The sequence below is a fragment of the Flavobacterium pedocola genome, from assembly GCF_053764385.1.
The window spans coordinates 484,700-497,714 of sequence record NZ_JBSNCR010000002.1 but is presented as its reverse complement, the minus strand read 5'-3'; the positions used below and the strand labels follow the sequence as shown (position 1 = coordinate 497,714).

The 13,015-nt window shown below is 40.8% G+C and carries 13 protein-coding genes and 1 riboswitch; of the genes, 1 reads left to right on the top strand and 12 read right to left on the bottom strand.

Annotated features, from left to right (window positions below):
- Positions 1 to 43: 43 nt before the first annotated feature.
- From thiC to ACWPKD_RS06235, 4 genes are all read right to left on the bottom strand, one after another.
- Positions 44 to 1,867: a phosphomethylpyrimidine synthase ThiC gene (gene thiC / locus ACWPKD_RS06250; RefSeq protein WP_455411811.1), complete on the bottom strand. Its 1,824-nt coding sequence runs from the start codon at positions 1,865 to 1,867 to the stop codon at positions 44 to 46.
- Between the two features lie 191 nt (positions 1,868 to 2,058).
- On the bottom strand, positions 2,059 to 2,265 hold the full coding sequence (gene thiS / locus ACWPKD_RS06245) for a sulfur carrier protein ThiS (protein ID WP_455411810.1): 207 nt from the start codon (positions 2,263 to 2,265) through the stop codon (positions 2,059 to 2,061).
- A 66-nt stretch (positions 2,266 to 2,331) separates the two neighbouring features.
- Positions 2,332 to 2,428: riboswitch (TPP riboswitch) on the bottom strand.
- Between the two features lie 79 nt (positions 2,429 to 2,507).
- Positions 2,508 to 3,071 carry a DNA-3-methyladenine glycosylase I gene (locus ACWPKD_RS06240; protein WP_455411809.1) on the bottom strand — a complete coding sequence of 188 codons (564 nt, stop codon included), beginning with the start codon at positions 3,069 to 3,071 and terminating at the stop codon, positions 2,508 to 2,510.
- Entirely contained in the window at positions 3,061 to 3,729 is a 669-nt protein-coding gene (locus ACWPKD_RS06235) for a queuosine precursor transporter (protein ID WP_455411808.1), read from the bottom strand. Before ACWPKD_RS06235 ends, ACWPKD_RS06240 begins: the two co-directional genes overlap by 11 nt.
- A 79-nt stretch (positions 3,730 to 3,808) precedes the next feature.
- Here ACWPKD_RS06235 and ACWPKD_RS06230 point away from each other — a divergent pair, with 79 nt between their 5' ends.
- Positions 3,809 to 5,929, top strand: coding sequence for a M3 family metallopeptidase (locus tag ACWPKD_RS06230; RefSeq protein WP_455411807.1), 2,121 nt, complete (start codon positions 3,809 to 3,811; stop codon positions 5,927 to 5,929).
- 67 nt (positions 5,930 to 5,996) lie between these two features.
- On the opposite strand, the gene ACWPKD_RS06225 is transcribed toward ACWPKD_RS06230, so the two are convergent.
- The 8 genes from ACWPKD_RS06225 to ACWPKD_RS06190 all read right to left on the bottom strand — a co-directional run bounded on the left by ACWPKD_RS06225 (position 5,997) and on the right by ACWPKD_RS06190 (position 13,003).
- Positions 5,997 to 6,911, bottom strand: coding sequence for a hypothetical protein (locus ACWPKD_RS06225; RefSeq protein ID WP_455411806.1), 915 nt, complete (start codon positions 6,909 to 6,911; stop codon positions 5,997 to 5,999).
- Between the two features lie 165 nt (positions 6,912 to 7,076).
- Positions 7,077 to 7,898: a translation elongation factor Ts gene (gene tsf / locus ACWPKD_RS06220; protein ID WP_455411805.1), complete on the bottom strand. Its 822-nt coding sequence runs from the start codon at positions 7,896 to 7,898 to the stop codon at positions 7,077 to 7,079.
- Positions 7,899 to 8,035: 137 nt separating this feature from the next.
- Positions 8,036 to 8,800 (bottom strand): 30S ribosomal protein S2, encoded by a 765-nt coding sequence (gene rpsB / locus ACWPKD_RS06215; RefSeq protein WP_237789594.1) that lies wholly within the window; start codon positions 8,798 to 8,800, stop codon positions 8,036 to 8,038.
- Positions 8,801 to 8,938: 138 nt separating this feature from the next.
- The gene (gene rpsI / locus ACWPKD_RS06210; RefSeq protein WP_455411804.1) at positions 8,939 to 9,325 is read right to left on the bottom strand and encodes a 30S ribosomal protein S9; all 387 of its coding nucleotides are present in this window, start codon (positions 9,323 to 9,325) and stop codon (positions 8,939 to 8,941) included.
- Positions 9,325 to 9,780 carry a 50S ribosomal protein L13 gene (gene rplM / locus ACWPKD_RS06205; protein ID WP_026980260.1) on the bottom strand — a complete coding sequence of 152 codons (456 nt, stop codon included), beginning with the start codon at positions 9,778 to 9,780 and terminating at the stop codon, positions 9,325 to 9,327. Before rplM ends, rpsI begins: the two co-directional genes overlap by 1 nt.
- A gap of 137 nt (positions 9,781 to 9,917) precedes the next feature.
- On the bottom strand, positions 9,918 to 11,222 hold the full coding sequence (locus tag ACWPKD_RS06200) for a serine hydrolase domain-containing protein (protein ID WP_455411803.1): 1,305 nt from the start codon (positions 11,220 to 11,222) through the stop codon (positions 9,918 to 9,920).
- Positions 11,223 to 11,226: 4 nt separating this feature from the next.
- Complete coding sequence (locus tag ACWPKD_RS06195) at positions 11,227 to 12,348, bottom strand: hypothetical protein (protein WP_455411802.1); 1,122 nt, start codon at positions 12,346 to 12,348, stop codon at positions 11,227 to 11,229.
- A complete protein-coding gene (locus ACWPKD_RS06190) occupies positions 12,341 to 13,003 on the bottom strand; it encodes a methyltransferase (RefSeq protein ID WP_455411801.1) in 663 nt (220 codons plus the stop codon). The genes ACWPKD_RS06195 and ACWPKD_RS06190 overlap by 8 nt, the downstream gene beginning before the upstream one ends.
- Positions 13,004 to 13,015 lie beyond the last annotated feature (12 nt).

Sequence of the window (13,015 nt, the reverse complement as noted above, 5' to 3'; positions counted from 1 at the left end):
TTGGTTTTTTATCTTTTTTACTTGCTTCTTAGGTCATTGATTTTTATAAATAAATTTCTTTGCCGCTTTCCACAAATTCTTCCGATTTGGCTTTCATGCCTTCTTCTGCTGCAGCCACATCACGGATTTCCTGTGAAATTTTCATGGAACAGAATTTCGGGCCACACATCGAACAGAAATGCGCCACTTTCGCACCATCTGCCGGAAGGGTTTCATCGTGGAATTCCCTAGCCGTATCCGGATCTAAAGCCAAATTAAACTGGTCTTCCCAACGGAATTCGAATCGCGCTTTGCTCAGTGCATTGTCCCGGTATTGCGCTCCCGGGTGTCCTTTGGCTAAATCGGCGGCATGGGCTGCAATTTTATAGGTGATTACGCCGTCTTTTACATCTTTTTTGTTGGGTAAGCCTAAGTGTTCTTTCGGTGTTACATAACAAAGCATAGCACAGCCGTACCAGCCAATCATTGCGGCTCCGATGGCAGAGGTGATATGATCATAACCCGGTGCAATGTCTGTGGTTAGTGGGCCTAACGTATAGAAAGGTGCTTCCGAACAATGCTCCAATTGCTTGTCCATATTTTCTTTGATCATGTGCATCGGAACGTGTCCCGGACCTTCGATGAAAACCTGTACATCGTGTTTCCAGGCGATTTTGGTCAATTCACCTAAAGTTTCCAATTCAGCAAATTGTGCGGCATCGTTGGCATCGGCAATAGAGCCCGGACGTAAACCGTCTCCAAGAGAAAAAGCGACATCGTATTGTTTCATGATTTCGCAGATTTCCTCAAAATGAGTGTACAGGAAATTTTCTTTGTGATGAAATAAACACCATTTGGCCATAATTGAACCGCCACGGGAAACAATTCCGGTAACGCGGTTAGCTGTTAAGTGGATGTAACGCAATAAAACTCCTGCGTGGATAGTGAAATAGGAAACCCCTTGTTCCGCCTGTTCGATTAAGGTGTCACGGAAAATTTCCCAGGTCAAATCTTCGGCAACCCCTTTTACTTTTTCCAAAGCCTGATAAATCGGAACGGTTCCGATGGGTACCGGTGAATTTCTAATGATCCATTCACGGGTTTCATGGATGTTTTTTCCGGTGGACAAATCCATGATAGTGTCTGCTCCCCAACGACACGCCCAAACCGCTTTTTCCACTTCTTCTTCGATGGAGGACGTTACGGCGCTGTTCCCGATGTTGGCGTTGATTTTTACCAAAAAGTTGCGCCCGACAATCATGGGTTCGCTTTCCGGATGGTTGATGTTGTTGGGGATGATGGCACGTCCGGCTGCTACTTCACTGCGCACAAACTCTGGCGTGATTTTGTTTTTAGGGGTGTTCGCTCCAAAACTATGACCAACGTGCTGGCACTGCATCGCTTTTTGAGCCGTTTCCAATTGTTCGATGCGTTGGTTTTCACGGATGGCGATGTATTCCATTTCGGGGGTGATGATGCCTTTTTTTGCGTAGTGCAGTTGGGATACATTGACTCCTTTTTTGGCACGCATCGGTTTGTGTAAGTATTCGAAACGCAAATGGTCTAGTTTTTCATCATTAAGACGTTCTTTTCCGTAGTCGGAGGAGATTTCGGTTAGTTCTTCCACGTCGTTTCGGTCCAGAATCCATTGTTCACGAATTCTGGGTAAACCTTTGCGAACATCGATTGCAATGTTGGGATCGGTGTAAGGTCCTGAAGTGTCGTAAACGGTTACCGGCGGATTGTGTTCGGTGCCGCCACTGGCCAGTTTGGTATCGTGTAAACTGATTTCGCGCATGGCGACTTTAATGGGATGGATTTCACCGTCGATGTATACCTTTTTGGAATTTTGGAACGGTTTTCTTGATATTTTTTCTTCGTTATTCATGAGATTTATGAGTTTGTAAATTTTCGTGTTATGAATTGATGCCTGCCAGGGATGGAAGCGGAAAGCCCGTAAAGGCAAAAACTGTTAAAAACAAGTGCTGTGAGTAGCGACCGGCGGAAGCTGCTTGCAGGGCTGTGTTTTTTTAGCTTTTGACTGCGGACTTAGAGCGGACAGCCCGACCGTGCAGCCAATTATCCTCCCTGTGTGGCTGTAATGATTAGAATTTCGTCGGCTTCGGATAGGGGTGTAGTTGCCCAGTCGGTTTTGGGAATGACGGAGTTGTTGATGGCGAACGCGAGGCCGTTTTGTTTGTTCGGAAATTCAAGATCGAGCAAGGCCTGAACGGAAAGCGTTTCGGCTGCGAACTGTTTGTGCTGGTTGTTGATTTTTAGTTCCATTCCTGTTGGTTTAGTATAAAAAAATACTTTAGGAATGGCTGCAATACGTGCGTGAAAGCACTCGAATGAAGTCATCTTACTTTTCCCTACGCTGGTATTAACCAGATCAGGTTCAGAGGGTAAAATCTCAGCCTGCGTGTTGCAGACACCCCTAAAGTGAGACAAATGTATTAAAAATTATGAATTATGAGTTATAAATTATGAATTATAAGTTATACCCTGTGACTGCGACTGAAAACTGTTTACTTCTTCTTCGTCCAGCAATCCTCTATATGGTCATTCACCATGCCTGTTGCCTGCATATGGGCGTACACGACGGTAGAACCTACGAATTTAAACCCGCGCTTTTTTAAATCTTTACTGAGTTTATCAGAGATTTCGGTAGTGGCGGGAACTTCTTTTAGGGTTTTGCAGTTGTTGTCAATGGGTTTTCCGTTTACGAAGCCCCAAATGTAGTTGGAAAAAGTGCCGAATTCTTGCTGGACTTCCATAAAGGCAATGGCATTGGTCACGGCGGCTTTGATTTTCAGGCCGTTGCGGATGATGCCGGCATCTTGTTTTAAGGCTTCAATCTTAGCTTCGGAATACTTTGCTACTTTTTTGTAATCGAAATTATCGAAGGCTTTACGGAAGTTTTCGCGCTTGGCCAAAACCGTGTACCAGCTCAATCCGGCCTGGAAGGTTTCCAAAGTCAGGAATTCAAAAATTTTTTGATCGTCGTAAACGGGAACGCCCCATTCGGTATCGTGGTAGTTGCGGTACAGATCGTCTTTTTCGCACCAGGCGCAGCGGATTTTAGAGGGCATCGGCTTCGGTTTTGTTTTCGTGTAAATATTTTTCAATCAGGTAATGTCCCAAATAAATCAAAGGCGTAAGTAAAACTGCTAGGATCAGTTTGAAAGTATAACCTGTAAATGACATGTTGAGGTATTGGCTGGTGGTGATTTTTCCGGTCATCCAAAAGGCAATTCCGGAGACGATAAAACTGTCGATCAGCTGCGAAATAATCGTAGATCCCGTACTGCGGAGCCAAATCATTTTTTTACCGGTTTTGTTTCGTAAAAACCAGAAAATAGATACGTCAATCAGTTGGGAGACTAGAAAGGCAATGATGCTGGCCACCATGATAAACAAACCTTGTCCGAATACCGCATAAAACTGCTCGTCGTTCACGGTTTCACCCGTTTCAAAAGCCGGTATTTTGGTGCCGATGAAAAGGATCAGTATGCAATAAGCAATCAGTCCGGCAGTGATGAAGGAGAGTTTTTTTACCCCGTCACGTCCGAAATGTTCGTTGATGATGTCCGTAGTGATGAATACAATCGGCCAGGGCAAAATCCCGATGCTCATGATGAACGGCCCGATCTCGATGAGTTTTCCTCCGGTCAGTTCGGCTACGATGGCATTGGTGATGAAGATTCCGGCTAGTATGATGTAGACGATGTCTTTTTTGGTTTGAAACATAAGGTGTTTTCTTATTTCTCAAATTTATGCAATTATGCGCTACGATTTTTGATTACATTTGATAAAACACATACGGATAATGAAAAAATTAATTTTAACCTTACTCATGAGTACTCCAGTTTTTGTTGCCAATGCTCAGAACAATCCCAATCCTTTTTTGAATAAATGGACGGGGCCTTATGGTGGTGTGCCGGCCTTTTCCCAGTATCAGTTAAAAGATTTGAAACCGGCTATTGAGGCGGCGATTCAGGAAAAACTGTACGAATACGATAAAATTGCCAATAATCCGAAGCCACCGACTTTTGCTAACACCATCGCAGCGATGGAAAAAGCGGGTAAGCTCCAAAGTCAGGTAAAAGCTGTTTTTGATGTCTACAGTTCGAATTTGAACGGCCCCGACTTTGAACCGATTGAAACCGAAATGACACCGAAATTTTCGGAAGCCCGTAACAAAATTTATCAAAACGCGAAGCTATTTAAACGTATTGAAGCAATATATAAGTCGCCTGCTAACAGTAAACTGACCGCCGAACAACAGCGCTTGGTGTGGCATCATTATTCCGATTTTATCCGCGAAGGTGCTAAAGCTGATGCTAAAAGCAAAACACGAATAGCTCAAATCAACCAGGAATTGGCTGGGCTTTTTACCAAATTCAGTCAAAACCAATTGGCGGATGAGAACGATTATTTACTGGCACTGCAAACAGAAGCAGATTTTGACGGATTGCCGAATGAAATCAAAAATGCCGCCATGGCGGAAGCCAAAGAGCGAAAACTATCCGTGTTGGGTTGTATCGCCAATACGCGTTCCTCCATCGAGCCTTTTTTAACGTTTTCCAATAAAAGGGAGTTGCGTGAAAAGGCCTTTCAGATTTTTACAAGCCGTGGCGATAATGCCAATGCGAGCAACAACAATGTGATTTTAGTGCAGATTTTGAAACTACGTGCTGAAAAAGCCAAACTTTTAGGGTTTAAGACTTTTGCCGATTGGAGTCTTTCCAATACCATGGCCCAAAAACCTGAGAAAACCTTAACGTTGATGGAATCCGTATGGAATCCGGCCGTGGAAAAAGTGCATCAGGATGTGGCCGAGATGCAGAAAATGGTCGACGCAGAAGGCGGAAACTTTAAAATAGCCCCTTGGGATTATCGCTATTATGCGGAAAAAGTCCGAAAAGCAAAATACGATGTGGATGCGAATCAAATCAAACCTTATTTACAGCTGGAAAAGCTACGTGAAGGGATGTTTTGGGTGGCCGGTGAGATTTTTAACCTGAGTTTTAAACAAGTGACGAATGTGCCGGTGTTTCAATCGGATGTGCGTGTTTTTGAAGTTACCAATAAAACAACCGGAAAAGTAATTGGTTTGTGGTATTTTGATCCGTATGCGAGAAAAGGAAAGCGTTCCGGTGCCTGGATGACGTCTTACAGAGAGCAAAGCCGCGTGAACGGTGAAGTACTTACTTTGGTGTCCAACAATTGTAACTTCATCAAAGGAAATGAGAATGAACCGATACTGATTTCCTGGGATGATGCCAATACGCTGTTCCATGAGTTTGGGCATGCGTTGCACGGATTGTGTTCCAATGTTACCTATCCGTCTTTGTCGGGAACCAATACGCCAAGAGATTATGTGGAATTTCCGTCTCAGATTTTAGAGCGTTGGTTGTCGACTCCTGAAGTGCTGAATAAATTTGCGTTGCATTATAAAACAGGGGAGCCAATGCCGATGTCGCTGGTGGAACGTATCGAAAAAGCATCCACTTTCAACGAAGGGTTTTCTACGGTTGAAACGCTTTCCAGTGCTTTGGTAGATATGAAGCTACACTTGCTAGAGAACCCGAATATTGATCCGAAGCAATTTGAGAAAGAAACGCTGGCGAAACTGAACATGCCATCAGAAATTGTAATGCGCCACCGTATTCCACAATTTGGGCATATTTTCTCAGGTGATGATTATGCGGCGGGGTATTACGGTTATTTGTGGGCCGATGTAATCAGTGCTGATGCCACGGAAGCGTTTACTGTTGATGGTAAAGGTTTGTATGATAAAGAAGTGGCAAAACGTTTGTTGCAGAACGTGTTCAGTATTGGGAATACTGTGGATCCTGAAATTGCCTATAAAAAGTTTAGAGGCAAAGCGGCAACTTCAGATGCGTTGATGCGTGCGAGAAACTTTCCGATAGTGAAGAAAAAATAGCTTTGTGCTGCTAAGGCATAAAAAAACCCAATCGATGAGATTGGGTTTTTTGTTTATTGTAAAAAAACTATTTCACTATTGGCTTGTGGATACCATACGTTGTTTCGTAATTCACATCCATATTGCCTTTTGTAATCGTGATTTTGCAGAGGTTGTTCTTCATTCGGATAAGCGAAACATGATCGCCCAAAAACTGGCGGTTGGCGATTTCTCCTTCTTTGTTGCCGCCGATGGTGATTTTGTCGTTCCAGTAGTTAACGAACAAATCGATAATCAGGTTGGTGGTGCCTACTATTTCCACGGAATCTATTATTCTTACCTTTTTGGAGCTGTGAAGTCCTTGTATGTTTTCTTTTATCGTTGTATGATAGCTTACTTTCAGGGATTCGTTTTTTGAAGAAGCTTTAGGGATGTACGTTTCGGTAACCAGCGTAGCACTTGTGGTGTAATCTTTTGAAGCTAATCTCATTTCTTCCTGCAAGTACCAGCTAAAAGCCGTGTTGGCAAAATTGTAATCAATATTTCTAAATACGGTAAAATTAGGATTTTTCGAGATGCCCAAAAGCGACCGTCTTAAAATGTCGTAAGGTTCCTCTTTGCTTGTATTGCCATCGTTTTTGTTTTGGCTTTCTTCATTCTTTTTTTGCTTATCAGCCAGCAGTTTGTCTCTTTTGGATTTCTGGCTTTCCCATCTTTTTTCAAAATAGGAAAAGGAAAGAACTTTGTTGATTTTTTTTTGTTCTTTTTCGGATAATTTTAAGAGTTCCTCTTTAGCTTCTGAAATTGCAGGGTCTTCTATATCTACTTCATTTATTGCTAGCTTTTTTGAATTACGAAATAAAACTAAGTCTACATTTTCCATTTTTCTAGCATATCCTGAATTTATATCTCTGATATCATCAAATAGTTTATTAACATCAAACGAATCCTGCGCACTCATACTGAAAGAAACCAGCAGCAGTAATAAGGCAATTTTTTTCATGGCTCTTATTTTTTAAATTTTTTTTTCAAAAGTAGCTATTTTGCAATAAATATCTTATTTTTTTATTTGAATACAAATGAATTTATAAGTGCTTGAATTTTAGAAAAGAGCATAAAAAAACCCCAATCTTGCGATTGAGGTTTGTATATTCTGAGTGTAGAATGATTATCCTAAAGCCACACGTTTGAAACCAGCAACAGTTAAACCACCGTCAACAGTTTTAACGTAAGCAGAAACGCTCATGGAACCGTCTTTGATGTAGTCTTGGTTTACCAAAGTATTGTCTTTGTAGAAACGTTGGATTTTACCTTTAGCGATGTTGTCTAACATAGCCTCTGGTTTTCCTTCTGCACGCAATTGCTCTTTTGCAATTTCCACTTCTTTCTCGATGATAGAAGCATCAACACCCGCCTCGTCTAAAGCGATTGGGTTCATTGCAGCCGCTTGCATTGCTACGTTTTTAGCAGCCTCGTCAGCTCCAGCAACATTAGCAGATAAAGCAACTAAAGTAGCGATTTTACCAGAGTGAACATAAGAACCAACGAAAGCACCTTCTAAACGCTCAAATTGACCTACTTCAATTTTCTCACCGATTACACCAGTTTGCTCGATTAGTTTCTCAGCAACAGTAATTCCACCGAAGTCAGAAGCTAAAAGTTCTTCTTTAGTAGCGTAGTTCAATGCTTGGTTAGCTAAATCAGTAGCTAATTTTACGAAACCTTCATTTTTACCTACGAAGTCAGTTTCACAGTTTAATGTGATAGCTACCGCAGCAGTGTTGTCAGCATTTACAACAGCGATTGCAGCACCTTCTGTAGATTCTCTGTCAGAACGGTTAGCAGCTACTTTTTGACCTTTTTTACGTAAGTTCTCGATTGCTAAATCGAAATCTCCATCAGCTTCCACTAATGCTTTTTTACAATCCATCATACCAGCTCCGGTGATGGTTCTCAATTTATTTACGTCTGCAGCAGTTATTGTTGCCATAGTTTTTTAAATTTTAATTGTGTTAAAAATAGAAATTCCAAATCCCAAATCCCAAATTCCAATGTTTTAAAATCATGAACGAAACGTTATAGATTTTGTTTGGAGTTTGGAATTTAAAATTTGGAATTTAATGTTATTTATTCTTCAGTTGAAGTAGTTGCTTCTGCTTTTGCTTCAGCTACTTCTCCAGCCGGTTGCTCGTCTTTGTCAGATTTTCTGTCAGAAAGTCCTTCAACGATTGCACCAGAAACTAAAGATAAAACTTTTTCGATCGATTTAGAAGCATCGTCGTTTGCCGGGATAACGAAATCAACCTGACGTGGATCAGAGTTGGTATCTACCATAGCGAAAACTGGAATGTTTAACTTTTGAGCTTCTTTAACAGCGATGTGCTCTGCTTTGATATCTACAACGAATAACGCAGCCGGAAGGCGAGTCATGTCAGCAATTGAACCTAAGTTTTTCTCTAACTTAGCACGTAGACGATCAATTTGTAATTTTTCTTTTTTAGATAAAGTATCGAAAGTACCATCTTTCTTCATTTTATCGATAGAAGCCATTTTCTTAACAGCTTTACGGATAGTAACGAAGTTAGTTAGCATACCACCTGGCCATCTTTCAGTGATGTACGGCATGTTTGCTGCTGCAGCTTTTTCTGCAACGATATCTTTTGCTTGTTTTTTGGTAGCTACGAAAAGTACTTTTCTACCAGATGCAGCGATTTTTTTCAAAGCTTCGTTAGCTTCTTCGATTTTAGCTGCAGTTTTATATAGATTGATAATGTGAATACCATTACGCTCCATATAGATGTAAGGAGCCATGTTTGGATCCCATTTTCTAGTCATGTGTCCGAAGTGAACACCTGCTTCTAGTAATTCTTTAACTTCTACTTTGTTTGCCATTTTGTAATAGTTTACGTTCTTGTGTATTAGCAATGATTAAGTAGCGATTTCTCAGGTCTTAACCATTTAGATGCTAAACTAATTCCCACCTCAATGGGAGAGCAACAAAAACTTAGTGTTTTTAAATAATAATAAATATTAACGTTTAGAGAACTGGAATCTCTTACGAGCTTTCTTCTGACCGAATTTCTTACGCTCAACCATACGAGGGTCACGCGTTAAAAGTCCTTCTGGTTTTAAGATGCTTCTGTTTTCAGCTTCTACTTCACACATTGCTCTTGCGATAGCCATACGAACAGCCTCAGCTTGTCCTGTAGTACCACCACCGTATACATTAACTTTTACGTCAAAGTTTGATGCGTTCTCAGTCATAGAAAGAGGTTGCATTACTTTGTACTGTAATGTAGCAGTTGGGAAGTAAGTTGCGAAATCTTTTTTGTTTACGGTAATGTTTCCTGAACCTTCAGTAACATAAACACGTGCTACTGCACATTTTCTTCTACCGATTTTGTGAATAACTCCCATTACTTAAGATCGTTTAAGTTTACAGTTTTTGGTTGCTGTGCAGCGTGTTTGTGCTCAGAACCAACATTTACACTCAAATTACGGAATAACTCAGCTCCTAATTTGTTTTTAGGAAGCATTCCTTTTACAGCTTTCTCTACTAATAATGCAGGATTTTTTTGTTGCATTACTTTAGCAGTTAAACTTCTTTGTCCACCTGGGTAGCCAGTGTGACGGATATACGTTTTATCCTCCAACTTGTTACCTGTTAGGTTGATTTTCTCTGCGTTAATAACGATTACGTTATCTCCACAGTCCACATGCGGTGTATAACTTGGCTTGTATTTACCTCTTAATAGCATAGCTACTTTTGAAGCAAAACGTCCTAAGTTATGACCTTCAGCGTCTACAACAATCCACTGTTTGTCTGCAGTAGCTTTGTTAGCTGAAACTGTCTTGTAGCTTAAATTGTCCACGTTTTTTTATTTAAATTAAACATTCCATTCCCAATTAAGGGAGTGCAAAAGTACAATTATTTCTTTACAATGCAAACTCTTGAAACAATATTTTGTATTCTGATTATCAGTCAAGTGATTGATTTGCTGATGAAAAACTAGTCTTTAATGAACTTAAATTCCATACCGCCTTGCTTTAATAACATGGTTTTATCGCCAAAAATCATGTTCAGGCCGGCCGAATCGAAAGTGAATTCGGTATTGCTGATGGCGTTCAGCGGAAACGGGCTCTGTCCGGTGGCTTGTGCGATGAGTTCGCCTTTTTCGATTTTGACCGTGATTTTCAGTGGTAGGTCTTTGGATGAATACACCCCGGTGTAGTTTTTCAGTATGTTTTCGTCTATTTTCAAGGAAGTCAGATTCGGAAACGGATAAGGCATCTTGTAATAAATACTGAGAATTCCGATCATGATGTCGTTGCGGTTGTAGTTGTCGCCGTTTACAAGTAGGGAAATCCCCATTTTTTCTTTCGGATAATACCCAACGACTGATTTGTACCCTTCAATTTCGCCGTTGTGGCCGTAAAATTTGCGTTCCCCAAAGGAAAAAGTGATCAAACCGATTCCATAACTCTGGTTCAGTTGAATCATTTCGTCTATGGAAGGTTGTTTTAACAGTTTTCCGTTAAAGATCCCGTTCAGCAAAGCAGTCAGATCATTCGCGTTGGAAGTTATTCCGCCGGCAGCATACGCCATGGACATGTTCCATTCCGGAATCTGGTTCCATTTTGTCCCGTCATATATATAGGAATAAGCTTCGTTGCGGGCAAGGTCGATTTTATCCGCCAAATAAGTATCCTGAAGCTTCAGACGGTTGACAATACGGTTTTTTAAGTTGGTTTTGTAGTCGGTTTTCGTAATATTCTCGATGATACAGCCTAATAAATAATAATTCGAGTTGCTGTATTCGGCTTTGGAATTGGGTTCGAAAACCGGTTGGTAGCCAGCAATTCGGGCAATCATCTCTTTTTGGGATACTGGCGTCATTCCATTTGTGGCAGCATCCACATTGAGATAATCGCGAATTCCTGAACGATGGCGTAACAGATCGTTAATTGTTATTTTGCTGGCGTTGGGGATTTTAGGGTAAAAGCGAGCCAGTTTGGAGTCAAGTTTCAGTTTTCTTTCTTCCACCAGCTGTAGGATCATCACTGCGGTAAAGGTTTTGGTGACCGAACCGATTTTGTATTTAGTATAACCGTCTGGTTTTACCTTGCTTTTTGGCAATCCGTAGGCGCGCGAGAAAACCACGTTATCGCCTTCGCGGATGCTTACTTGTCCCATGAATTTATTATTGTTGTTCAGATAGGTGAGCAAACTGTCTATTTTACGGAAACGTGTGTTTTCCTGGGCAAAGCCAGATAAAGCAATCGATAAAATTAAAAGTAAGCCTGTTTTTTTCATCGTATTAAAAGGTATAAGGGAATGATGGGTTTTTGTATTTTCTCAAGGCATCAAACGAAACCGGAAACGGTTCTTCACAGCTTCGAGCGGCGCGGTAAAAGTAAGGCGTAAATTCGATCCCGTCTGCAGTGAAATGCCACGAGACAAAATTCCAGAATTCTAAATTGGTATAATCGCAGCCGTCTTCTTCGGAATCTGCGGGTTTTTTAAAATGCTGTGTTGCATTGATCAGTTCGAAGAGTTTCGGTGCAAAATACTTCGTTCGGTATTCGGAATAGGCGCTGAAGTTGTTGTCTTTATCGTAAGTTACGCTTTTATCGAATGCGATAATTTCGTCGAGCTGGTAACTTTTGCCGGTATTGAAATCCAAAAGATAGCCTTGGCCGCCAAAATCAGGATGAGCTCCACCACAGTCCCAGGAGCGGAACATCTCAAAACCCAGTAAATCTTTGTTCAGAAAACCAATTTTGACGGTGTATTCGATGCCGTTTCCCTCGCTGTAATTATAGCGGGTGGAACAATTCAGTTGGGAAAGCACTTCCTCCAGATGGATGGTGTTTAACTGCGGGTTTATTTTTTCACGACTGGCTGCGGCAAAATCATCTGAAAGCCTGAAAAATGGAACTTTACAGTGTTTTTCTGAATACCAATCAATCTTTTTGTGATTGTATAGCGAAGTAGAATCTTTACTGAATTTTATAAATTGAAGTTTGATTACATCTAAAGGATCATCTTCTTTTTTTACAATCGGATTGGTTTTAAATTTTGAGAAATCAATGGGTTTTAGCTCCAAAGCGGTTTTTTTAGCGGCTTGGTTGCTCCAAAATCCTTTGAAACGGTTGTTGGGTAAACGGGTCAGTTCAAATTTTTCGAAGATTTTATCCGTAGCGTAGTCTTTGAAAAAAAGCTCAAATTTTCCGTTTACGAGCGTCCCTTCCAAAACAATGTCTTTCAAAGAACTTTCATAAAAATATCGGGCCTGTACAGCATTTTCTTCCGTATCATAGACCTCTAAATACATGTAAATTTTGCTTTTCCCTAATTTTCCTTCCAGATAATAGTTGTTTTGCCCGAAGATCAGGAAAGAATAAAGAAGGGTGCAAAGAAGCAACGTCTTTTTAATCATTTGAATGGGTTGGTATTGTTAGCTTATTGTCTTTCTCAATTTGGTAAATAAAATTCACTTCTCTAAAAACGGTTTTTTTCAAAATACATTTTAGATGGAGTTTGTTTTTTTGCGCGATTGTTGAAATCTGATCGATCTGACAGTCTTCGGAAAGAATCATGTACGTTTTTTTGTTATCGGTACTGATGAACTCCGGGAGCTGCTGAAACAACTTTTCGAAATATTCGAAATTTTCACCGCAAAACCAAGCATTTTCGGCTATGGAATTCGGGTTTTTGGGATAATACGGCGGATTGATGATGATGTAATCAAACGTTCTTTCTTTAAGGTTTTCAAATAAATCCGAATAACAGATTTCTAAGGAAACAGCATTGTCCGCAGCATTTCTCTTCAAAGCTTCCAAAGCAGTTTCATTGATATCACTTGCGGTAACCACAGCGCCTTTTTGTTTTGCTGAAATCGAAATGATTCCACAGCCGCAGCCCAATTCCAAAAAGGTTTTGCCTTTTAAGTCAAGCGTTTCGATAAATTCCAAGAGCAATTTGGTACTGATGGTGATAAACGGCGGAAAAACGCCCGGCTGAACCCAAACCGAAATGTTCTTATAACTGTATTTTCTGGCTTTGGTAAGGTAAACAGCACTGGCTTTTTGCAAAAAAGGACTGAG